This window comes from Alkalihalobacterium chitinilyticum, assembly GCF_029028005.1.
GTDB classification, from domain to species: domain Bacteria; phylum Bacillota; class Bacilli; order Bacillales; family Bacillaceae_F; genus Alkalihalobacterium; species Alkalihalobacterium chitinilyticum.
This window is the reverse complement of the sequence record NZ_JAOTPO010000004.1, coordinates 252,150-276,033: the sequence shown is the minus strand read 5'-3', so window position 1 is coordinate 276,033 and position 23,884 is coordinate 252,150. Positions and strand designations below refer to the sequence as shown.

23 protein-coding genes are annotated in these 23,884 nt (G+C 37.3%); 18 read left to right on the top strand and 5 right to left on the bottom strand.

Annotation, left to right across the window (positions count from 1 at the left end):
* Positions 1 to 380: 380 nt before the first annotated feature.
* Complete coding sequence (locus tag N7Z68_RS08615) at positions 381 to 1,478, bottom strand: alanine racemase (protein ID WP_275118066.1); 1,098 nt, start codon at positions 1,476 to 1,478, stop codon at positions 381 to 383.
* A 113-nt stretch (positions 1,479 to 1,591) separates the two neighbouring features.
* Here N7Z68_RS08615 and N7Z68_RS08610 point away from each other — a divergent pair, with 113 nt between their 5' ends.
* The gene (locus tag N7Z68_RS08610) at positions 1,592 to 2,248 is read left to right on the top strand and encodes a YgaN family protein (protein ID WP_275118065.1); all 657 of its coding nucleotides are present in this window, start codon (positions 1,592 to 1,594) and stop codon (positions 2,246 to 2,248) included.
* A 162-nt stretch (positions 2,249 to 2,410) separates the two neighbouring features.
* Positions 2,411 to 3,040 (top strand): LysE family transporter, encoded by a 630-nt coding sequence (locus N7Z68_RS08605; RefSeq protein ID WP_275118064.1) that lies wholly within the window; start codon positions 2,411 to 2,413, stop codon positions 3,038 to 3,040.
* Here the strand turns inward: N7Z68_RS08605 and N7Z68_RS08600 are convergent.
* A complete protein-coding gene (locus N7Z68_RS08600) occupies positions 3,021 to 4,394 on the bottom strand; it encodes an amino acid permease (RefSeq protein WP_275118063.1) in 1,374 nt (457 codons plus the stop codon). The two genes, N7Z68_RS08605 and N7Z68_RS08600, sit on opposite strands and share 20 nt — an antisense overlap.
* A 176-nt stretch (positions 4,395 to 4,570) precedes the next feature.
* On the opposite strand from N7Z68_RS08600, the gene N7Z68_RS08595 reads away from it, so the two are divergent.
* The 10 genes from N7Z68_RS08595 (at position 4,571) to N7Z68_RS08550 (ending at position 12,889) form a co-directional block, all read left to right on the top strand.
* A complete protein-coding gene (locus tag N7Z68_RS08595; RefSeq protein WP_275118062.1) occupies positions 4,571 to 4,795 on the top strand; it encodes a DUF3892 domain-containing protein in 225 nt (74 codons plus the stop codon).
* 364 nt (positions 4,796 to 5,159) lie between these two features.
* On the top strand, positions 5,160 to 5,591 hold the full coding sequence (locus N7Z68_RS08590; protein WP_275118061.1) for a DUF1284 domain-containing protein: 432 nt from the start codon (positions 5,160 to 5,162) through the stop codon (positions 5,589 to 5,591).
* A gap of 136 nt (positions 5,592 to 5,727) precedes the next feature.
* A complete protein-coding gene (locus tag N7Z68_RS08585; protein WP_275118060.1) occupies positions 5,728 to 6,093 on the top strand; it encodes a hypothetical protein in 366 nt (121 codons plus the stop codon).
* Between the two features lie 348 nt (positions 6,094 to 6,441).
* Positions 6,442 to 6,996, top strand: a complete 555-nt coding sequence (locus tag N7Z68_RS08580) for a DUF3231 family protein (protein WP_275118059.1) — start codon at positions 6,442 to 6,444, stop codon at positions 6,994 to 6,996.
* A gap of 209 nt (positions 6,997 to 7,205) precedes the next feature.
* Entirely contained in the window at positions 7,206 to 9,173 is a 1,968-nt protein-coding gene (locus N7Z68_RS08575) for a DUF4910 domain-containing protein (RefSeq protein WP_275118058.1), read from the top strand.
* Positions 9,173 to 9,739, top strand: coding sequence for a GNAT family N-acetyltransferase (locus N7Z68_RS08570; protein ID WP_275118057.1), 567 nt, complete (start codon positions 9,173 to 9,175; stop codon positions 9,737 to 9,739). The genes N7Z68_RS08575 and N7Z68_RS08570 overlap by 1 nt, the downstream gene beginning before the upstream one ends.
* A 128-nt stretch (positions 9,740 to 9,867) precedes the next feature.
* Complete coding sequence (locus N7Z68_RS08565) at positions 9,868 to 10,308, top strand: hypothetical protein (protein WP_275118056.1); 441 nt, start codon at positions 9,868 to 9,870, stop codon at positions 10,306 to 10,308.
* A 100-nt stretch (positions 10,309 to 10,408) separates the two neighbouring features.
* Positions 10,409 to 10,918 carry a GNAT family N-acetyltransferase gene (locus N7Z68_RS08560; protein WP_275118055.1) on the top strand — a complete coding sequence of 170 codons (510 nt, stop codon included), beginning with the start codon at positions 10,409 to 10,411 and terminating at the stop codon, positions 10,916 to 10,918.
* Positions 10,919 to 10,974: 56 nt separating this feature from the next.
* Positions 10,975 to 11,517, top strand: a complete 543-nt coding sequence (locus N7Z68_RS08555; protein WP_275118054.1) for a manganese efflux pump MntP — start codon at positions 10,975 to 10,977, stop codon at positions 11,515 to 11,517.
* A gap of 175 nt (positions 11,518 to 11,692) precedes the next feature.
* Positions 11,693 to 12,889, top strand: coding sequence for an MFS transporter (locus tag N7Z68_RS08550; RefSeq protein WP_275118053.1), 1,197 nt, complete (start codon positions 11,693 to 11,695; stop codon positions 12,887 to 12,889).
* Between the two features lie 248 nt (positions 12,890 to 13,137).
* Here N7Z68_RS08550 and N7Z68_RS08545 read toward each other — a convergent pair whose 3' ends face one another.
* Positions 13,138 to 13,407, bottom strand: a complete 270-nt coding sequence (locus tag N7Z68_RS08545; protein ID WP_275118052.1) for a hypothetical protein — start codon at positions 13,405 to 13,407, stop codon at positions 13,138 to 13,140.
* A 234-nt stretch (positions 13,408 to 13,641) separates the two neighbouring features.
* Complete coding sequence (locus N7Z68_RS08540; protein ID WP_275118051.1) at positions 13,642 to 14,898, bottom strand: ATP-binding protein; 1,257 nt, start codon at positions 14,896 to 14,898, stop codon at positions 13,642 to 13,644.
* Between the two features lie 265 nt (positions 14,899 to 15,163).
* Between N7Z68_RS08540 and N7Z68_RS08535 the strand changes: the two genes are divergently transcribed.
* The 6 genes from N7Z68_RS08535 to pssA all read left to right on the top strand — a co-directional run bounded on the left by N7Z68_RS08535 (position 15,164) and on the right by pssA (position 22,552).
* The gene (locus tag N7Z68_RS08535; protein WP_275118050.1) at positions 15,164 to 16,744 is read left to right on the top strand and encodes a M3 family metallopeptidase; all 1,581 of its coding nucleotides are present in this window, start codon (positions 15,164 to 15,166) and stop codon (positions 16,742 to 16,744) included.
* Between the two features lie 26 nt (positions 16,745 to 16,770).
* Positions 16,771 to 17,784 (top strand): serine hydrolase domain-containing protein, encoded by a 1,014-nt coding sequence (locus N7Z68_RS08530; protein ID WP_275118049.1) that lies wholly within the window; start codon positions 16,771 to 16,773, stop codon positions 17,782 to 17,784.
* Between the two features lie 532 nt (positions 17,785 to 18,316).
* On the top strand, positions 18,317 to 18,706 hold the full coding sequence (locus tag N7Z68_RS08525) for a GntR family transcriptional regulator (RefSeq protein WP_275118048.1): 390 nt from the start codon (positions 18,317 to 18,319) through the stop codon (positions 18,704 to 18,706).
* Positions 18,699 to 19,598, top strand: a complete 900-nt coding sequence (locus N7Z68_RS08520; RefSeq protein ID WP_275118047.1) for an ABC transporter ATP-binding protein — start codon at positions 18,699 to 18,701, stop codon at positions 19,596 to 19,598. The genes N7Z68_RS08525 and N7Z68_RS08520 overlap by 8 nt, the downstream gene beginning before the upstream one ends.
* Positions 19,573 to 21,597 (top strand): DUF6449 domain-containing protein, encoded by a 2,025-nt coding sequence (locus N7Z68_RS08515; RefSeq protein WP_275118046.1) that lies wholly within the window; start codon positions 19,573 to 19,575, stop codon positions 21,595 to 21,597. The genes N7Z68_RS08520 and N7Z68_RS08515 overlap by 26 nt, the downstream gene beginning before the upstream one ends.
* Positions 21,598 to 21,859: 262 nt before the next feature.
* The gene (pssA, locus tag N7Z68_RS08510; protein ID WP_275118045.1) at positions 21,860 to 22,552 is read left to right on the top strand and encodes a CDP-diacylglycerol--serine O-phosphatidyltransferase; all 693 of its coding nucleotides are present in this window, start codon (positions 21,860 to 21,862) and stop codon (positions 22,550 to 22,552) included.
* 117 nt (positions 22,553 to 22,669) lie between these two features.
* Here the strand turns inward: pssA and N7Z68_RS08505 are convergent, their stop codons facing one another.
* The gene (locus N7Z68_RS08505) at positions 22,670 to 23,860 is read right to left on the bottom strand and encodes an NAD(P)/FAD-dependent oxidoreductase (RefSeq protein ID WP_275118044.1); all 1,191 of its coding nucleotides are present in this window, start codon (positions 23,858 to 23,860) and stop codon (positions 22,670 to 22,672) included.
* Positions 23,861 to 23,884: the final 24 nt, after the last annotated feature.

The following is a 23,884-nucleotide window of genomic DNA, read 5'->3' as shown; positions in this document are numbered from 1 at the left end:
CCGTTGGAATATTATTTGAAATGGCAAGCTGGAGAAACAAAACAAGTAGAACAAGCCATGTAGGAATAATTCCTATTGATCGAGATGGACAGATTTCTGTTCGTCTCGATCAATAGGCCAGTAAGCGTAAGCGCGCTAGAAGAAAATGAAAAACTAAATAAAACGAAGGAATCGTGAGTATGTGTCCAAACTTAGGGGGTTGAACCGAATAAACTGTAAAAACGGACAATAAATTTTCAAATTGGACAATAAAAATAAAAAATGGCTAATAAATGAAAAAGCTGACTGAGAGAAAGTGACTGAGAGCGATAAAACCTACTAATGAGAACAAATAAGGTATGTAGATTCACCTAATCCATCGATTTTCAATAGTTCTTTGCTTATTTCATCATTCCGCGAGCTTCGACCTTCCAACGCTCAACAACTTCTCCATCACGATGAACAATATATTCTTCAAACAAGTTAGCGACCACACATGAATGATTGGGGATAATCTCTACGGTATCATTCATCTCTAATAGTGTGTCTTTAAATGATGCGACTCCATGTTCTTCGGAAAGTCGCTCGATCGTTATTTCAGGGTGATTAATTACGCGGCCGTAACCGACAACACTCTTATTCCCATGTGCCCCTTGATCTAATGACAAGGCTTTACTACCTGTATCAAAGATGATCCGGTCCTTCTTTTTGCTCACGACACTTGCGAGAACGGTCAAGGCACATTGTTTAGTTTCAGCAACCCCTAATCCGACTTGGCACATATCATAAAACGCAGCATTACCAGGACGAATTTCAGTGATGCCCTTTATTTTGGCTCCATACTTAAACGTCGGTGTAGAGCCTACACTTCGGTGTTGAATTGGAATGCCAGCTTGCTCGCAAAGTTCAGCACTTTGAATGACTGAATTTGCTTCATCTTCCGCAATTTTTTCAATTTGCTCTTGTGAAGATGCAGCATAGGAATGACCTGCATGTGTAAAGATGCCAGTTAACGCTAGAGGTTTCATCGTTTTTATTTTTTGCGCTAATTCAACAATTTCCTCCATTTCAATACCACAACGATTCAATCCAGAGTTCACTTTGATCCATACTTCTAAGGGCTCACTACAGCCGGAAAAAATAGTATTCACAATTTCAGCTTGCTCGAATGAGTCAATCGCTAGTATCACTTTCGTTTGGGAAGATAATTTTTTTAATCGTTCAAGTTTTTTTGGCTGAGCCAGTGGATAAGCAATTAATATATTTGAAATATGTGCCGCCGCCATAACTTCTGCTTCTTCTAATTTAGCAACAGTAATACCACATGCGCCTTTTTCTAATTGCATTTTTGCGATGTTCACACTCTTATGCGTTTTAATATGTGGGCGCCACTCGATTCCATTTTGTTTCGCAATGTCTCGTATCTCATTTAAATTGTTTTCAAGCTGATTTAAGTTCAGCAACAATGACGGTGTATCTAAAGTATGTATAGAATTCATGGTTCAAACCACCTCGAAAAATATTTTTATATTAGTGTAACCTGATGGATTTAATAACGTCTTACGTATTGAATTTATCATAGGATGTTTTTCCAGGAAAGAGGAGAGGGCAAATGAAACGCTTATTTTTACTTTTTTTACTTTGTGCAACTGTTTTTTTAGCCGCTTGTACAACAGAACCGTCAAATGAAGGGGCAACTAATCAACAAGGAAATAAGGAACAATCGAGAGAAGAACAAAGAACTGCAGTGATCAAAAATGGCGAATTAACAAGATTTGAAGAGGGGTTATTGCAAAGTATTGGAGACCGTGCGTTTGTTTATGATATTGACATTGAAAATGTTGATGTATCTGAGATTTATGTCACTGTCGATCACTATACAAAAGGTGAGCTCGTCTCAAAAGTAGTTGAGATGACAACACCGATTTATGAAAATAGTGACGATAATGTTATTCGAACCGTCTTTATTAATCAACAGTTTGAAAAAATGAAGAAGGAACGATGGACTTTATCTGTGATGACCAATTCGGAAACCACTCATGGTTCCATTGACAAAGAATTAAGCTTACATGAAGATCATTCATTAAGTGCATACGGTGGGATTACAGACCCAGTTTTTTTATCGCTAAATGAAAAATACGCAGTAGCATCTGTCATTAGATCAAATGAAGATGCAATCACAGTGATCAATGGGCCTTTAACGGAAGAAGAGTTAAAAGAGGTAACAAACTATGACCACGTCTATATTGTTTCCATTCAATTAAATTAACAGAGAAAGCTGCCTATTTTTAGAAGAAGCAGCTTTTTATTTGGGGTAAGAATTGTATAAAAAATTAATCCTCCAGTCGTAAGTTTCAATGCAGCTGAATACAATGTACAAGTCGTACAGTTTGTCCGCTGCAGAAAGCTTGTTGATTTGGAGGAGGAAACGATGAGTGTTTTTATAAGTTATATTCTTTTAGGTTTATCATTAGCTGCACCCATTGGGCCGGTTAATGCAGCCCAAATTGATAGAGGAATAAAAAACGGCTTTTTTCATGCCTGGCTTGTAGGTTTAGGTGCTACAGTTGCCGATGCTTTTTATATGTTATTAGTGTTTGTAGGAGTCGTACATTTTTTAGAAATTCCTTTTATGCAGACGTTCCTGTGGATTTTCGGTTTCTTTGTACTCGTTTATACAGGGTTTGAAAGTTTATCGGGTGCAAGTCAAATCGATGTTAACAACATGAGAAGTCAAAAAGAATCGCATTTTAAATCGTTCATGTCAGGTTTCTTTATGTCCTTATTTAACCCGTTGACGATCCTTTTTTGGTTAGGTATTTTTGGGTCGATTTTGGCGAAAACCGTAACGACTTATGGTACAGGAAAAGTCATTTTGTATAGCGCCGCCATATTCATTGGAATTACTATCTGGGATTTAACGATGGCTGGTCTTGCAAGTACCATGCGTAAATATTTAACGACTCGGTTATTGACGGTTATTTCTGTCATTTCAGGGTTGTCGTTAATTGGCTTTGGAATCTATTTTGGTATTCAAGCAGCTACTGTTTTATTTTCGTAAACAAGGAACCTGGACCATTATCATCATCTTTTGTTTTGTTCCAAAAATGTTTCATAATTAAAGTGACGATCCCGATAATTGATATAAAACCCAAGCTCACAAAAAAGCCCGGACGGCTCGTCTGGTGAAAAACAGTCCCAAAAACACCGAGAAAAACAAGGATAAACCCTAAAATACGTTTGATGTTGGACATTAATGTCATCTTAATAATTCTACCGTATGAACCGAGAATGAAAAACCAATTGTACAGTAGCATAAGTCCAGCGGCTGTCGTCACGTATTCATAAATTCGACCAGGCATAATTAAAGCCAAAACAATAGATATCGTTATACCGCCTGCAGTTAATGCCATAGCAGGAAGGGCGATATCTTTTTTTACACGCTTTGAAAGAATACCTGGTGCATCACGGTCTTCTGCAAGTGTTACAAGAATACGAATGATCGCAAACAAAGAGGCAACCATCGTAGAAAAACCGGCGATGATAAATACTGCATTAAATACATGGGGGACAAAGGCTAAGTCATATTGATTCAGTGCAGTGACAAACGGACTTTTTTCTGTCGTAAAGCGGTCCCAAGATACCATTAATAGGGCAAGTCCAATCGAAGATACATAAATAATAGCTAATAATAACAACATGACCTTCCCTGATTTGGGTGATTCTTTCATATCCTTTAAACGTACAGCTAACAGCCCCATAATTTCAATCCCGGCATACCCGTAAAACCCATAAATAAGCGATGGCAGCAGGCCTGTTAAACCATTGGGAAAGACAGTGTCATACGTTCTTGGAATACGAAATGCGTCACCGTCTCCAGCCCCTAACACTCCAAATAAAGCAAGGAGCGCTAGAATGATAAACATTAAAATGGCTGCAATTTTGAGCACGGCTAATAAGTTTTCAACGCGGTCAAAGCCAGAAGGTCCCATCAGGATGACGAGCAAACCGAGAACGGAATAAATCGTTGCAAATACCCATAACGGAATATTTGGAAACCAAAACCGTGAAAAGATTGAAAGGGCAGTCATTTGGCTACCAATGATCAACAGTTCAGAAAGAAAATATACCCATCCACTTGTAAAACCAGCCCAACGTCCGTATGCATGCTTAGCATATGTGCGAAAAGACCCTTTTTGCGGATCATTAATCATTAATTTAGCTAGTGCTTCGTATACAAAATACGTTCCGATAGCAGCGATAATATATGAGAAAATAACAGATGGACCAGCCATATTTATAGCAATACTTGAACCGAGGAAAAAACCTGTTCCTATCGTACAAGCAACACCTAATAGCGAGAGTTGCCACCACTGTAACGGTTTTTCTTTTTGTTCAGCGGAATTTGATTTCATGTCCCATCACCACTCCCTTGATCTTGATTGTATTGTTCGATAAGGACGGTTACTTTATGTAAGAAATAACGTATCCTTTTTGTGAGATTTACAAGCTTCTCAAGGATAAAGTTTGTATATTGTGTAATACTAAAGTTAGAAAGAAATAGTTCACCACGATAAAGGAGGCTGTCTATATGAGTCAACAAGTTGTAGCTGTCAGAAAAAATAACGAAGGTGATATCGTAGAATTAAAATTATCGAGTGGACAAATTGTTGATTATAAGCAAGCACAAATGATGGCGCAAAATGGTGAAATTGAACACGTCAATGTATTTAGAGGCAGGGATGGAGACATGCATTTGCGCAGTGACGCAGATGGAGATCCAACTAATAACTTAGACAACTTACCAACTTTCTAAACTAATGAATAAAATTAAGATAGAGAAACAGAAAGAAGACTACTTCATAAAGGTGGTCTTCTTTTTTGTGCGTTTTAACATAGGATGATGTAATGTAAGTGGATTGATATACCGGTAAGGTAAGAAAACATGTAAAAAAATAAAAGTGAAATACAACTTTAAAACCTGTTGCAAGAACAATCCATATGTTAACATATAAAAAATAGAAGTTGACATTATGTTTTATTGAGAAGGGTTTCCTTTGTTTTTATTGAATGTTTATATAATGTAAATGAAATTGTAAATCGATTTTTGATTTTAAGATACAATCATTTTTTACTGGTTGGATACGGTAAGATGGCATTTTAAAAGGGGAGTGGGGGAAATGAATTTACGGGGACATCATTTATTATGTTTATTAGGTTATAGTGGACATGGATATTCTCCTTCTTTTATTAATAAAATGGAGCACCTCGCACCAATTTATCGAAAAGTAGACCTTGATTTTGAGATATTTGTAAATGAGCATACGGATGAAATTTGCAAGCATTGCCCTGCCATGGAACGGAACAACTGTACCACATTTGAAAGAGTCGATTATGAAATCAGGGAACTGGATCGAAGAATAAATGAGAAATTACAAGTACGTCCTGGTTTTTATTATTCCAAGAAAACTATTTTTCGGCGAATCCGAGAAAATATTGAGCCTGATGATTTAGACGTTTTATGCAAAGGCTGTAAATGGCTTTCTTACGGGGTTTGTAAGGCAGCGATTAGGAAATTAAAAGAGGAAACAAAAGATGAGATCACAACATGATTAGTTATTTTAGTTTTAAAAATTCGTATATAAAATTAAAAGGCAAAATCAGTCATATTTCGTAAGACAAGCGCCTTTCCATAACTCCTTCTTCCTAAATAGTATATAACATCTCGACATAGGAAGGAGGGAGAATATGCTTAACCACTATCGAGATTTACTGGATGACCTAGCTGATTTAATCGATCATCATAAAAAAAGAGACGGCCATCGAAAAAAGAAAGATGACGATGACAAAAAGTTCTTAGTTTGTAAAGAGGTAGAAAAAAAGAAAAAGAAAAAGAAAGATGAAGATAAACTCTTTTTGGAATGCAGAGTTAAGGACAAAAGAAAAGATGACAAAGTCCTTGTCTGCAAAGAAGTGGAAAAAAAGAAGAAGAAAGACGATGACGATAAACGGAAAAATGATTTTAAAAAGAAACCTTACAATAAACGTAAAAAATATGATGATCGACCATGGATTGTTAGACCGAAGCGTAGATCGTGTTGTGATAAATGGTGATAAATCAAGGGAAGACCAAAATGGATTATCCGTTTTGGTCTTTCTTTAATTTAATTCTGTCTTACAAATAATTTGGAAAAAATTTTATAATAAAAATTTCGTTTCAATAGCTAATAATAATGAATGGAGGGGATGAAAATGATCAATCGACTTAGCGTATCGTTTAAAACTTTGTTGTCAAAAGTTATCCAGAGAATAAACAATATTCACGTGTTTTTGATTAGCCTAACATACCTCCTAACGGTTCGAACCAGCCGAATTTAATGATCAGTACCAGTGCTTATTGGAAAACTAGTGCCTTCCGAATGCACTAGTTTTACATAAAAATTTAACCTTGGGGTGGAAACGATGACAAGAGCGATAGAAGCGGTAACTGAGTTGTTACAATCTTTTATAGATAATGAACCCAAACCACCGTTACATGTTGGTGAGGTAATGAGCTTATGGACGGCTGTCACTGCATTTCAAGAAGCACGAGCCCTTTACCAAGCCGCACTTAACACAACGACTGATCCTGATTTAAAACATACATTAGAAAATGCGGTACAAGCGTCGAAAAAAGATTACGAAATGATAAAAGAGTTCTTAATTAAAGAGGGAGTTCAATTACCTGCAGTAAATGAAGATAAGCCGCACTCAGACCCTGCTGCAGTTCCTGAAGGTGTAAGATTAACAAATGATGAAATTGCGAATTTAATTTCAGCAAAAGTAGCTGCATCCATCTCATTTTGTGCAACATCCATGTCTCAATGTATTAGAAGTGATGTCGGTCTGATGTTTTTTCAAATCCAAGTGCAACTTATGAAATTTGCCTCACCGCTTAAAAATTTAATGAAAGCCAGAGGTTGGTTGAAAAGTCCGCCACCATACTCTCCTCCTGGCGTCCCAAGAGAGCATAGTTAACGAAATCATTGGTTTTTTAAACATACACCTTTTAAAATACTTTCTGTAATGTTGCAGGAGGTATTTTTTTGTTTGAAAAAATATATTACGTATCTCTAAAGAAATTTATCAGGGACCGCCAAAAGCTCCCTTCATTTTGGTACAATAATAACCGAATAGTCTAAAAATAACGATGACAATACATAGTTCAGAATAAAGGGGAAATGAATATGTTTTCGAACTGGAGAAAAGTTTTACAAGAAGAACTTTCAGGAAGACAAGCGTTTCGATATGCCGATCGGATTGCTCAGTTTCATCGGATCCAAGCGTCAACTGGGTACCGTGAAGCGGCAGAAGCAGTTGTGAAAATATTAAAACGTGACGGGGTCGATGCTGAATTAATATCCTATTCAGCTGAAGCAGGCAGCCGGTTTTTAGCTCATCGGACCTTTCAAGAATGGCATTGTAATCATGCTGAATTATGGATTGAAGGAGAAGAGCGGAAGCGAATTGCACGGTTTGAAGAAGAGGAAATTTCTGTTGTACAACGAAGTGTGGCGACACCGCCAGAAGGAATTGAAGCGGAACTGGTAGTCGTTGAAGAGGCAGAAGATCCCAAAAGTTATGAAGGGCTGAATTTAAATGGAAAAATAGCACTTGTTCGTGGAAATCAATTTTTAATTCATGATCTAGCCGTTGTAAAGCATGGGGCAATCGGTCTTATATTTGATAATTTAAATGAGTATGCACCGATCCGAACGCGCTTAGATATGCCTGATGCTATCCAGTATACGTCATTCTGGTGGCAGGGAGACGAACAAAAAGCATTTGGTTTTGCGGTTTCTCCAAGAGTTGGAGAAGAATTACGCGCAAAAAGTAAACAAGGAACGGTTCGTTTGACAGCAAAAGTGGATGCCAAGCTGTATGATGGTCACTACGAGAATATCGAGTTTTTTATTCCTGGAAAACAACAAGAAGAAGTTCTACTAGTCAGTCACTTATGTCATCCGTATCCTGGGGGACAAGATAATGCATCAGGCCCAGGTACATTAATGGAAACGATGCGAGCATTACAGCAACTGATCAGTGAAAGAAAGCTACCGCAACCTGATTTAGGAATACGCTTTTTAATGATGCCTGAAATGACAGGAACGTATGCGTACTTTGCTCAACACCCGGAGCGGAAAGACACGACAATTGCAGCGCTAAACTTAGATATGGTGGGAGCAGATCAGACGAAAGGCGGTGGACCGTTATGTATTGAACAGCCACCAATGGCAACGCCGACTTTTGTTGATCGTTTTGCTTATAACTTGTTTCAGCAAGTCAGTCAGAATACGAGTAATTTAACAGGAACCTTCAGCTATAGTACAACCCATTTCTTAAGAACACGGTTTTCTGGAGGAAGTGATCATTATATTATTGCTGACCCGACGATTGGGATTCCATGTCCGATGCTGATCCAGTGGCCAGACAAGCATTACCATACGACCGAAGATTCGACGAACAACCTTGATCCAAACATGATGAAAATGGTTGCACTGACGACAGCTTTATATGCATATGGTTTGGCGAATGGCAGTGAACAAAACTGGTCGTTACTATTAAACAATGATACCGCTACGAGATACACAGATTTACAACAGGCTCTAACAACAATATTGAATAATCAGCAACTTAATAAAGGTTGGTGCGGGGCCTTTAAGTTTTATTGTGATTATGAAAAACGTGCATTGGAAAGCTATCGACAGTATGCCGACATTCGCAAGTTTGATAGCATCCCGAAGCTAGTAGATCAAGCACAAATGTTACTAGATGATCAAATAAAAGTTTTACAACAGCACGCACAGGCAACTGAAGCATTGGGTACTAAAATTGAAACAAAAGCGGCTAGTCTACCGTCAGAATTTACAGAGAAGGTGTATAAAAGAACCTATGAGGGTCCGTTTGATTTAACGTTTGAGTTAGAACGGTTACCGTTAGAAGAACGCTTACAATGGTATGAATATAAGAAACAGGCAAAGCCCCCAGCAGGTTATGAAGTGTTTTTACAATATTGGATCGATGGCACTCGTTCCGTACAAGAGGTTTTGGCATTAGTTCACATGGAGTCGGGATCCTATGATTTGGAATATGCTCAAAACTATTTGCAACTATGTGAGAGATTAGGGTTAATTTCTCGGAGGGACGACAGTTAATGCTAGCTGCAAAAGGTAGATTATCCATTCGAAAACTGATGGATTGTGAATCAGATTATAAATTACTTTTTAAGTGGTTAAATGATGAAGTCGTTCAAGAATTCTACGAAGGAAAAAGTGTCAAACATACTCTTGAACAGATTCACGATGAGTATCGTTCACGAGCTATAGGAGAGAATTATGTACAATCTTGTATCATCGTTTACGGTGAAATAGCCATTGGTTATTTACAGTATTATCATCTACAACCAGAAGAAATAAAGGTGTATGGAGCTGCAAGAAACGAGCAAGTGTATGGGATCGATTTATTTATCGGTGAACCGACATATTGGAATAAAGGAATTGGAACAGACGTAATAAAGTTAACAGTCGACTTTTTATTTTCCAAGAAAGGTGTACATGAAATTTTCATCGATCCGCAGACGTGGAACGAAAGAGCGATTGCTTGTTATGAGAAATGTGGCTTTCAAAAAGTAAAAGTACTTCCTAAACGGGAAATACACGACGGCGAATATAAAGATAATCAAATTATGCGGATCACACATGAGGAGTTCAAGGATAACTGATAATTGTAAGACGAAGCAGAGGCTGTTCATATGAAACAGCTTCTGTTTTTATTGTACCGTACTCACTTTTACAAAAAAAACGAAAAATAGTATAGTAGTGGTACAGAAGTGATGGGGAGATGGATGGAGTGGATTTGAAATATAGAGAAAATAGCGTATGGAAAACAACAGGGGTGCTATGGTTAGGCGTTGCTGTTCTAAATCTTATTTGTCTAGTATTTCTGTTTATTGGGTTAGGATTTAGCGCCTATACAGTTATTGTGGCGATTATTATTAGCTGTAATGTGGCATTAAGTATAATTATAGGCATTTATTATTTACGTTTGAATGACATTACATATATACAGCTTGAAAATGACATGCTGTTAGTTCATAAGGGACTTATTCGGTTGAAGCGGAAAATCAATTATAATGATATTGAAGAAAGCAGAATTAGTGACAACAAACTAATCTTACTATTAACGAACGGAAAAGAAGTTGAGATTAACTTGGACTTATTAAAAATAAGAGACTTTGACAAACTCAATATCAAGTTGAGTGAGCATGTTGAAATAAGACAAGCAAATTAACCTACGATTAGATACTCGCAGACAGCAACCCCATGCGGGTATTTTTGTTTGAATTGTGTAGATAAATGAGTATTGGATATCCATAAGGGGACTCTTGAGGATGAAAGAGATGACTATACTAGAAACCGAACGTTTAATATTACGAAAGATGAATATTCAAGACGAAGATCATCTTATGAAAATATTTTCCGATCCCATTGCGATGCAGTACTATACATCAACTAAGACGAGAGAAGATGCACGAAAATGGATAAACTGGAATATAAAGAATTACGAAAAACATCAGTCAGGGCTTTGGATATGCGAGTTAAAAAATACAGGCACATTCGTTGGTCAGTGTGGGATTGTTCCGCAGATCGTAGATGGTCAAGAAGAAATGGAAATTGGGTATTTATTTGTTCGAGACTACTGGGGACAAGGATTTGCAACGGAAGCAGCAAGCGCAGTGCGTGATTATGGTTGGAGTAAGCTTGGATGGTCTCGTTTAATCTCAATGATCTATAAATACAATACCCCTTCGATCAAAGTAGCTGAACGGATAGGTATGAGTATGGAGAAGGAAACGAATATTAAAGATCGACCTACCCTTATTTATTCCATTTATTTGTAACGCTAGGCAGGGATCAGCGGCTTTATATAACGAAAAATATCTGAAGGAGGCATCTTTTGATTTGGCATATACTAATACTTGTCATTGCGTCTAATCTCGATGATTTAGCGGTAGGTTTTTCACTCGGTATGAGAGGAAAAATTCCACTAAAGGTTATATTCATCATTGCGATTTTTTCGGGGTTAACGATGGGGACAGGTTTATATTTTGGCGACGTTATTGCTGGAGTGATACCAGAGCATTTATTATTCTATTTAGCTTCCTTTGTCTTTCTCGCCATAGGTTTATGGTTTCTATGGGATGCAAGAAAATCGAAAGGAGAGGAGACTCATGAAAAAAAGCTAGATCTAAGCTTAAAAGCTGCAGTTATTTTAGGGATTGCATTAGGGATCGACTCTTTAGCTGCAGGCTTTTCAGGTGGATTGGCAGGCTTTCCAATTTTACTTTCAAGTTTTTTGGCCTTTGCAACTAGTTTCCTATTTATATGGGCTGGCTCCAAATTCGGTCACTTAGTGGCACTGAATGTATTTAAAAATCATGCAAGTTCGATTTCAGGTTGGTTATTTATTGCTCTAGCTTTATTTATTTTGTTCATTTAAATCACTTGGTCGTAGTTGTTCTGCGATCAAGTGTTTTTGATTTGGCCGGATCTTAAATACGAAACAAAAAAGTGAAACAACTTCTATATAAAAAAAAGATGGCATAATCATATATATTCGATAAAGAGGACGTAGGACAAGGACTAAAGGGGGAGTTACTAAAAGGAGGGATTCTATGAGTGGGATACAACTAAATGAGGTGAAAGGAAACCCAACCGAGCAGTCATATTCATTAATAACTGTAGTATTAGTGTGGTGTGGGCTCGTAGTATTATCGAGCATGTATATTACGATCCCGCTTATTTCTGTTTTTAGTGCTTCTTTTGAGGTTTCATTACAACAGGCAGCTCTAACAGGAAGTGTTTTCTCCCTTTTCTACGCACTTGGTTGTTTAATTTTTGGGGCGCTCTCAGACCGATTTGGACGCAAAGCCTTTTTAATGATCGGAATCTGCTCCATTACAATTGTTACTCTCTTAATTGGATTTGTCGAAGGTTTTTATTGGTTACTCATCTTAAGAGCGCTTCAAGGAGCCGTTGCTTCTGTATATGCACCTATCTCTCTAGTTTACGTAGGAGAAGTGTATCCGTCGGAAAAGCGATTGACGACGATCGGATTTATTACTTCAGGTTTTTTGACGGCAGCTATTTTTGGTCAAGTGTTAAGCAGTGCGATCCAAGAGCTTTGGGGCTGGCCCTTTATCTTTTTTACTCTCGCAGCGTTGTATTTTATATCCAGTCTTCTCGTTATTTTCGTACTTCCTCGAGAGGAACGAAGCTCGAGCGGAGTACGGGTGTGGGATATTTTTAAACAAATGGCGGTTTTGCTGAAAAATAAGCAGTTGCTGCTTACATTGTTCATTACGTTTCTATCCCTCTTTTCACTCGTGGCCATGTATACGATTTTAGGCAGCTATTTAAGTACGAATACGTTTGGGTTGTCGAGCCAAGAAATTCTAGCGGTTCGAGCGGTCGGAATTTTTGGCATTATATTAGCTCCTTTTGCTGGAAAGCTATCTAATAAATATGGTATTTCAAATGTATTACGAGTGGGAATGGTTCTTGCAACCGTAGGAGTGGTGATGGTAGGTGTTTTCTCCAATTTATTTATGATTGTTCTTATGAGTGTTGTATTTGTTGCAGGAATTGCATTAGTATGTCCCGTTACTATATCAATGGTTAGTATTTTAGGAGAAAAAGTAAGAGGTACTGCCGTTACGTTTAATGCCTTTATTTTATTTGTGGGGGCAAGTTTAGGGCCAGTTACAGCGATTTTTTTAATTGGTGTTTCGAATTATTCGATGAGTTTCATAGTACTTGGTGTTTTTCTTTGTATAGGATTAATCGTATCTATGTTTATTAAGGTTAAATAATTGCCTCGTGCAGCTGGCTCAACTAGGAACTCACACTTAGTTAGAAGGGGATGTAGTTTGAGTCAGTTTTTTCATAAATAAAGATTTAAGAGTAATGGCGGGAGTTGCTCTTCTATAAGAAGAGTTAATCAATGAAATCGTTCAAAAAACAAACCTACTGAAAAGGGGGAACACCGCTTTTCATAGTAGGCTAATTATTTCGTCATTAAAACTTCTTTTCATCCCTCTCTTTACCATATTAAGTGCGATTATTGATGCTTCATAAAATACTCTGAAGACTTATTCTTCAGTTTCCCTAGCGCTCTTTTTAGAAAGTTACCTAGATCCTTTGACGATTTTACTCGTTCATACGTTGCTTCAAACTCTTCAGATCGAATCGGGTATTGCTCACCATTTGGCTCAGTAATCAAATAGTCACCAGGTAAACCTCTTACTGTACCTTCTGATGTTTCAATTGTAATTGATCTCTTCAGTTTTACGGCTTCTACGACGACCGGTATTTTTCTGTATTTAGGCATGTAATCCCTCCCTCCAAAACCAATCCCTTTTCAAGTATGTTTTAATAGGGTTGAAGAGCTTGGGATGTAAGTCCTATTTTTTATTAGAAAAGAGTTACTCAAACTTTTACCCTTATCCCATTTCAACAGTTTAAAAAGGGTTGGTACCTACTAACTTAATTTCAACGTATGCAGCATGTCAGCAGTTTGTGACAGGTTCCTATAGGTTCGTATGGAATAGTCGTCTATTTTCATCTACGCTTCTTTTATTACAGGAAGGCCAATAATGAATGTCGATCCTTTTCCTTTTTGACTGGTCACATCAATAGTACCTTCCATTGAGTGGATAATACTGTATGAAATCGTTAAGCCAAGTCCAGTTCCTCGTTCTTTTAAAGAATAGAAGGGAGTGCCTATAGATTGCAACTCGTTTTTTGTCATCCCGCAACCGTTATCTTTTATATAGATGTAGTAGAAATCTAGTTTTTTTGAAACCGAGACGGTAACTGCTTCTCCTTTTTGGGAAACTTCGATTGCATTTTTTATTATGTTTATAAGTACTTGTTGGAATTTCTCAGGACAGCCTTTTATGAAATAATTATTCTCTGTAGGTAAGTGATACTCGACCCCCACACTTTTCATGAGTGCGTATGATGAGAGGGTGTGATTGATCCGATTGATTTGCTCATGAATATTGATCGTTTCGAGCTTTACGGCTTGTGGTTTTGCTAATGTTAAATAATCGTTAAGAATCGTTTCGGCACGTTTTAATTCATTTGTAATAATTTCATAATGTTCGCGATGTTTCTTAGGCGTATCTTTATCTTGTTGTAAAATTTGAACAAAACCATTGACGACGGTCATTGGGTTTCTGATTTCATGAGCAACACTTGCGGCCATTTGCCCGACAATATTAAGCTTTTCTGATTTTTCGAGTTCGACTCGTAATTGTCCATGCTCTCTTATCGTTTCTATCACATAGATGCAAACCCACATCATCAATATATGCATGACTATAAAGAACAAATAAAACATATACACGTCGGTCGATGAATATCCAAACATTAGTTGAATGGATAAAATAACAAGCAGTGAATTAATGGCAGTCAGTACTAGAGTTGATTTAATTTTTTTACTGTATGTAAAGGTTTGATAATTTCTAAAGTACATAATTATAAATATTAACGATATTAAAGAGATTATTAAAGCGGCATATGCACCCATCCCCCCAATAAATACACGAAAGGCAAACATCATGATCGTTACAAAAATACCAATGGGAAAGCTGCCATATAAGAAAGAGAGGATCCAAGGAATCGTACGTAAATCCATCATATTTCCAGTACTGAAAGAAACGGGAAAAGACATACATAAAAAAATAGCAAGGCAGCTTAAAAAACCTACGATTAAACTATTATAATTTTTAAGGTATGTGTTGTTTTTTAGTATCGTGTAATAAAGTAAGGGTGGAAATAAAATAAAAACGACTTGTAATAATAATTGCTGCAGCATGAATGTAGATACTCCTCTTTTTCTATACTTACTACCGTATAATTCTAGAAGATGGTTAAATTTCCTCTAGTTTTCAACCGATTCCTACTATTATATCTATTATTTTCCATAAATTAGGGTAGGTTGCCTTGTTGAAGCCAAAAAGTGAATGGTAGTTGCGATAATAAACGCAGGTGAATTTATGATTATTTAAATATTTTGAGTAATTAATTCATTCTTCTGTTAGTATGGCAGTATAGCGGTACTAGTGAAGGAGAGGGAGAACATGAGTGAAAAAAACATGGAAGAGTTCTTAATTCACCAAAATGAGACGGTAAAAGGTCTTTACCAATCGGTACTTACGAATCACTGGATGGCAGCCACAACAGGAGAGCAAAAGTGGAGTGAACAACATGAAAAAGCGTTAAATACATATTATAGTCATTTTGCCAGCAAAGATTTGATGGATCAGGTGTGCTATTTTCGGAGCAGACAGGCCTTAGAATATAAACAACAACGCCAATTAGATGATATCTATCGAAAAACGGTCAAAAATCAACTCAGTCCGGAAACGCTCGCTAAAACGGTGGAACTTGAAAAAGAAATCTCGCAAACGTTTACTTCTTTCCGACCAAATATAAAAGGAAAAGAAATAACAAACAATGAGATCAATGACATTCTTAAGAGTAGCCGTGACCTTTTTCAAAGAAAAGAAGCATGGCTTGCCAGCAAGCAAATTAGTAAAAAAATCGAAGCGCAAGTCTTGCTATTGGTACATAAACGGAATGAAGATGCCCGGGCGTTAGGATATGAGAATTTTTATCAGATGTCAATGGAAACACAAGAGTTAGACATTAACAATGTTTTTCAGATTTTAGAAGACTTAAAGGAACAATCTGATGCTCCTTTTGAGAAATTGAAACAAGAAATCGATGAAGAATTAGCAAAAAAGTGGGGGATTTCGGCAGGTGAGATTCGACCATGGCATTATACAGACCCTTTCTTTCAAGAAGCGCCTGCTATTCAAGGAATAGATATAGATCAATATTTTAAAGGGAAAAATGTAGTGGAAATGGTTAACCAAACCTTTCATGCGATGGGACTAGACATTGAGGACGTTTTGAAGCGGAGTGATTTATACCCTCGAGAACATAAAAATCCATTTGGGTTTTGCTCGGATATTAATCGTGAGGGAGATGTGAGGATACTAGTCAACTTAGATGAAAGTCTATTTTGGTGTACGGCTTTACTACATGAGCTCGGTCATGCGGTGTATTTTAAAAACATCGATCGTCAGTTACCGTTTATTCTTCGTTTTCATTCTCATACGTTAACGACTGAGGCGATCGCACTATTTTTCGGTCGCATGAGTAAAATGGACAGTTGGCAAGAACGGTTTTTGGACCTTCAGCCAAATCAACTGGAAGAGCTGAGGCTGTTTGCTAATAAGATGCTTCAGCGTCAAATGCTCGTCTCGGCTCGATGGATTATAACCTTTTCGTCTTTTGAAAGAGAGATGTATGAAAATCCAAATCAAAATTTAAATCAACTGTGGTGGAAGCTGGTGCAAGACATTCAATTTATGCATCCACCAGAAGAGACTCATTTCCCGGACTGGGCAGCAAAAATGCACTTCTCACTTGCTCCGGCTTCGTATCAGGACTATTTATTAGGCGAATTAACTGCATCGCAGTTGCATTGTTTTATTGAAAAGAATATTTCTAAAGAGTTATTTACAGAAGAGGTTGGCTCGTATTTAATTCGTGAGTTCATTCGACCTGGAGCTTCATTACATTGGAATGAAAAAATTAAACAAGCGACAGGGGAATACTTAAATCCTCGTTATTTTATAAAACAGTTTTTTTAGTTTGCTGCTAGAAGGAAGGTAATTTAATGGATTTGACAAAACAATTAACTGATCAATTTACCCCTGTGCTGAGGCATATTGAAAAAACGCAAAAGGTTGTTAGTTGGTCAGGTTCGGCCTGTCTGGTTATTCAAAAAGACAAGATCGTGACAGAACAATATTGGGGAAACCATTCCATTGATCCGTTAGCGAGACCGATTCAAGCGGACTCCCAATTTCATGTCGCTTCTGTACGGAAAAGCTATATCGGATTTGCGGTTGCCTATGCGGTTTATAATGGGTACATTCATTCAATGGATGATCTCGTAACAACCTATCTGAACGATCTGGATAGAAATGTTTTAAAAGGAACAACGATACGGCATCTCCTTACACATACACATGGACTTCATTTTAAAGAAGGAACTCTTTTTCGTGAATTTCCTGCTGGCACCAGCTGGGCCTACCGTATGGTTAGTATAGATCTTTTAGCAGCGGTAATTAAGGTGACAACTGGTCAAACGATAGCAGAAATCCTCCAGAAAGAAGTGTTTGAACGAGTCGGGTTTCGTGAAACTGGCTGGTATGCTAAGTCAACTGAAAAGCTAGTCGATGTAATCCGTGAACCGAATGATCGAAATTGGGTTACAAGTGAAAGTACTGAAGGCGATAAGATGAATATGTATGTGTCCACACGGGAACTTGCCTACTGGGGGTACCTTCATTTAAAACAGGGAGAGATAAATGGAGAACAAAAGGTAGCAAAAGAAATAATCGAACTTGCAACAGCTCTTCAATCCCCGACGTTAGTAGACCAAGATCTGCCACAAAACGGCTTCCTATGGTTTGTAAAAGACTTGCCTGCGTTACAGTCTGAAATGGGTCCGCTTATTCCGAAAGGGGCCTATCAAATTTTAGGGTATACGAATGTTGCTCTATTGGTGATCCCGAAACATGATATAGTTGTCGTACGGATGTTAAATAGCTTCGGCTCTCCTAAAGGATATGACTATCTAGCTGATATTCGTAGTTTTGGAGATACGGTGATGGGCTGTCTGTAAATCCTACATCAAAAGTTGTAGAAATGATCCATCTGGAATTTAAATAGCTAACCTTTCAGAACACTGAGAGGCCCTTATTCTCTTGGAATCTACCATTTCATCAAAGTTAGGGCACTGAGAGGATCTTATTTGTAGTTTTCTTTGAGGAAAGAACTGTTTTTTTAGTAAATAAGAGCCTGTGAAGTCCCTAAACTGTATAAATCATTGGTTTTATCACAAATAAGGGCTTCTGGAGTCCGCTTTTGCTTTTCTTATCAAAAGTCATCATCCATATGTGAAAACTAAGTACAAGCTGCTGTCTCTATACAAAAAGAGGTGCTAATCATCATGTGATTGGCACCTCCATTTTTATGTTTACTCCCAATATGAACAACAAAAGTATTAGAAAAAAATGGTTGCAAACTCTATTTTGTCATATATAATTAAAACTGTAATATGATAAATAGTACAGTTAGTGACCATAACACAATAAGCAGTTTAAAAAAGAAATGCGCTCTAGCAATAATAGTAAGCTCCTAGAAAGGAGGAAGTCATGTTTCAATTAGACATCCGAAGTAGAAAACCCATTTATGAGCAGTTAGTTGAAAAATTGAAAGAGTTGATTATTCATGAGGTGTTCGTAGCTGACCAGCAATTACCATCAGTTAGAGCGTTAGCACAAGAATTAACGATCAACCCGAATACGATCCAAAAAGCATACCGTGAATTAGAACACCAAGGATACATCTACTCGGTTCCAGGCAAGGGGAAGTATGTTGCTCCTCAATCAGAAACGAAAAACGATGAAAAGGTGAAGAAGATGAAAGAAGAATTGGTGAAGCTTTTATCAGAAGCTATGTATCTAGGAATGAAAAAAGAGGACATCTTATCTCTAGTTGCAATTGCTGAGGAGGCAGTGAAAGGAGGAGAAGATAATGATTGAAGTAAAAAATCTTCGCAAAGAATTTGAGGGAACCGAAGCGGTTAAAAATTTAAATTTACGAATCTCAAAAGGTTCTATTTACGGACTCCTCGGTTCCAATGGTGCAGGAAAGACGACCTTAATGAAAATGATTGCGGGTATTTACAAACAAGATTCAGGAGACGTCCTAATTAACGGTGAGCCTATTTTTGAAAATGTGAACCGTAAGCAATCCGTTATTTTTTTAGCAGATTCTTTATTTTTCTTTCCAAACACGACCATTAAGCAAGCTGCTGATTTTTATAAAAGTATGTATGTCAACTGGAACGAAGAGCGTTTTCAAAGATTACAAGAGGTGTTTCCGATCGATGTTCATAAGAAAATACATCGTTTATCTAAAGGAATGCAGCGTCAAGTAGCATTTTGGTTAGTTTTATCAACAATGCCTGAGGTTCTCATATTGGATGAACCACTCGACGGCCTCGATGCGGTGATGCGGAACAAAGTAAAAAATCTACTGATTCAAGATGTAGCTGATCGAGAAATGACGATTATGATATCTTCACATAACTTGAGAGAAGTAGAGGACCTGTGTGATCAAATCGGAATACTGCATCACGGGGAACTGATGATAGAAAAAGATTTAGATGATTTGAAATCAGACATTCATAAAATTCAAGTCGCTTTTAAACATGAGGTACCACCGATCTTTTTACACGGGATTGATGTGTTGTACAAAGAAGAGCGCGGCAGTGTACGGCTGTATATCGTTAGAGGTAATCAGGAGAAGGTGACGTCTCATATACAATCGTTCAAACCAGCTATTTTTGATGTATTGCCTTTAACGCTTGAAGAGATTTTTATATATGAAATGAGGGATGTCGGTTATGCTATCGAAAACATTATCGTTTAATCGAGGTATATTCATCCAAGACTTAAGAAGTGTCGGCTGGGTCGGAATTGCATACTTTATAAGCTTATTATTTGCGTTACCACTGCAACTTTTAATGGCCTATACGAGAGATGGGCACGAGCATCGATTTTTTACAAGGCCTTTTACGAGCTTATTTGAGATTTCGATTGAGTTCCAAGTGTTTTTAATGTTTTTAATGCCCGTATTACTTTCGATTTTTATCTTCCGCTATATTCAAGTTAAATCATCAAGTGACTTTGTACATAGCTTACCGGTAAAAAGAGAAAATTTATATAACCAACATGTTTTATTAGGGATTGTCATTTTATTTGTCCCCATTTTCTTAACAGGATTGGTTGCTTGGATTTTAGGAAGTGTCTTACCGGCTGGAGAATTATTATCGTTTTCCTCTGTTATGAGTTGGATGGCAGTATCATTGCTATTTAATGTCTTTGTTTTCTTAGCAGGTGTTTTTGTTGGGATGCTTACGGGGATGTCTGTTTTACAAGGGGCACTTATTTATATCATGCTTATTTTTCCAACTGGGATAACGATACTCTTCTTTATGAACCTGCAGTTTTTCTTATTTGGATTTGCAGGGGAGTATTATTTCTTGCAAAACATTGAAAGAATACTGCCGTTTGTACGTATAGTTGAAGTCATTCATACCCCTTTGACTGTTCAGGAGGTTATCGCCTATCTTTTATTGATTGTCTTTTTCTATGTAGCGGCGTTATTCGTTTATAAAAATCGAAGTGTGGAAAGTGCGACGCAAGCGATTGCATTCCGTTCACTGCGCCCAATTTTTAAATACGGTGTTACGGTTTGTTCGATGCTGGTCGGTGGGTTTTACTTTGGAGAAATGCAAAACCAACAAGTAGGATGGATTATCTTTGGATACATTGTTGGCTCTATAATTGGCTATTATATCGCGGAAATGATCTTAGAAAAAACGTGGCGGGTGTTTGCGAAATGGAAAGGTTATGCGATCTATATAGTTGCGATAGTTTTAGTAGCTTTTATGATGCAATTTGATATTTTAGGCTACGAGAAAAGAGTTCCAGATTTAGCGAATGTCAATCAAGTGTACATGTCAGATGGCATTTATCCTCTTTTGGATGAGTTGAAAGGGGAAGAACAAGAGGAGTCAAACAATTCTAGGCATGAAAAAGAATTAGATATTAGACCGACCTATTCCTATAAGGAAGAAGAAAATATAAAAAACATTCGTCGCTTACACGAACAAATTGTCCGTGACCAGGCTATGATTGAAAATTATAGCGGGGACACAGGATTTGTTGTCTTTGGATACGACTTAGAAAGCGGCAAGACACTTGTAAGACAGTATCGTATTCCAATCGAAGTATATGCTGAACTTTACAAACCAATTGTTCAATCGAAAGAACATAGACGTAATCAAAATCCGGTAATGACTGTTGATGATTTATCTGAGCTTGATCGAATTTCTCTACACACGAATTTAGGGAAGAGAGTAGTTTTAACCGATCCTCAAGATATGAAAGAGTTCCATGAAGTGTTAACATCTGAGATTGAAGCTGAAACATACGCAGATATGAATGACAGAAGAGAACCATGGGCTTATATTGAATATTTATGGGCAAATGAAAAGAGAATTAATACCGTATGGAAGAAGTCTTACGAAGAAATGGATCGTTGGCTCGAACAAAAAGGATTGCGTGACCAAGCGAGAGTAACTCCTGATGACATTTCACATGCAATCGTTTTAAAGATGGAAGACAAAATGGATATGTATGATTATATTCATAAGTATGATTTAGAAGGAAATATTGAAATGCAACAACAGGGGCTGAGAGTCGAAGCACCTGAACAATTAGAGGAAGCGTTACGATGGTCACATTGGGGCGGTGATGGAAGATACATTATCGCATTCTATTATCATCAACATACGTATCCTGATTTCTATACTTTTGCTGAAGGCGAAGAGCCTAAGTTTGTCAAAGAGTATTTTAACAAATAAAGTAAATACTAAAATGAGGCTGTATCAATTAGATACGGTCTTATTTCTACTGGGCTTTATATTTCGAGGTAACGGTTGTGGTATGGTTATTAATGGTAATTTAATAAATAAATCTTTGACAGAACAGGTTATTTTTGCTTTTATTAATATACGGATTCCTTTTATTTAATAAGAACAATGATGTCATTGTTAATGAACGATCACTGAAAAAGTATGGTTTGGTTCATAAGGAAATTTATCTTAAGTAGCGTGGTGACAACATATGCGATTTACAAAGAGCATCCCGAACCTTTTTACGTTAGGGAACTTGTATTGTGGTTTCCTATCGATCGGGTATGCTGCAACAGGGCAATACAAAAATGCGGCCATCTTAATCATCATCGGAATGATGTTAGACAGTATGGATGGACGAGTGGCCCGAATGTTAAAAGCAGAGAGTGCTTTAGGAAAAGAATTAGACTCATTAGCTGATATCGTGACATTCGGCGTCGCACCTTCCTTTTTAGTGTATTATACATCCTTTTATCAATTTGGGTTATTAGGCTTTATGGTTGCTGGTTTATTTCCGCTGTTTGGGGCTTATCGCTTAGCCCGCTTTAATGTCAGTACGAAGTCATCGATGAATTATTTTATTGGTGTCCCGATTACTGCGGCTGGGGGAATTTTAGCGATTCTCACTTTATTTGGAGAACTAATTCCTAATATTATTACAACGGTTGTTTTTACAGGATTGTGCTTTTTAATGGTAAGTAAATTACGGATACCAAGCTTAAAAGAAGTTCCGTTACCGAAATACGGGACAATTGTGACGATCTTTTTGGGGTGCGCCTTGTTTGTCATTTACAAAGGGTTTTATGGACAATTTCCGTACTTGATCTATATTGCTACTCCTTTGTACATTGCTTACGTCACGTACCGGTTTGTGAAAGGAAAGAACAAAAAGGATATCGAATAGAATTTGTTATTGAATGTAGTAATTGAAATAGCTAACAGCTTATTTGCTGTTAGCTATTTTTTTAACACACATCCTTTTTTATATATAATCTAAAGTAAAGATTGAACGTTACAAAAGCTACATTCTCCCTTTCAACATCCCATGCCAATAAAACCGTGGAAGTAATTCTTTCTTTAAGAAGTACATACTATACCGTTGTTTCGCTTGGTTGAAAGGGAATGTTTCTTTTGGCTCTTTGTTGTAATCAAATTCTGCTAAAATTAATTTACCTCGTCCTGTAACAATTGGGCATGAGGTATACCCATTATAAGAGGCATTTAGTGGCTGGCCATTGATTAAGGAGAGCAGGTTCTTTACAACAGTTGGTGCTTGTTTCCGAATCGCTGCCCCTGTTTTAGAGGTTGGTAAGTTCGCACTGTCGCCTAAACCGAAGATGAAAGAAAATCGTCTATGCTGTAAAGTGTTAGGGTCCACATCTACCCAGCCATTTTCATCGGCGAGTTCACTACTTTTAATAAACCGATGAGGTCCCATCGGTGGGGTCACATGGATTATGTCGTATTGATAGGTTTGGATTTCACCAGTATCTATATTTTCAAACGTTGCTTTTTTTACTTTATGGTCAATTTCAATTAAATTCGTTTTAAAGTTTGTTTTGATCTTTTTTTCTTTTAGGACTTTTTCTAGAGTTTCACGGTATTTTGGCACGTCGAAAATCGCTGTATTAGCAGAGTTAAAAATAATTTCTGTTTCATTACGAACCCCAACTTCTTCAAAAAATTCTTCAGCTAAATACATAATTTTCTGTGGCGCGCCCCCACATTTTACTGGTGTATTAGGATGAGTGAAAATTGCTCTTCCACCCTTAAAATTTCGAATCGCATCCCATGTGTAATCTACATAATCATAAGCATAGTTACTGACAACTCCCTCTTGCCCTATAGCTTCCTTCAACCCTTTAACTTGATCCCAGTATAGCTTAAGACCAGGGGCAACTACTAAATACTGAAACGCAATTTCTTGATTTTTATCCGTTTTTATAGTTTTCTTCTTTAGATTAAAGGACTCAACTGCTTCTTGAATAAAGTGTACGCCTTTTGGAATAAGGTCTTTTTCCTCTCGTGCTGACTGTTCTTTAGAAACAATTCCGCCACCTACTAATGTCCATAATGGCTGATAATAATGATGAGTAGCTGGGTCAATAATGACAATTTCATCTGGTGTCATTTTTCTCGCTAATTGGGCAGCAACAGTGATTCCTGCTGTTCCACCACCGACAATAGCTACTGTAAATGATTTTTGAGTCATATCAATTCACTCCTTAATTGTTAA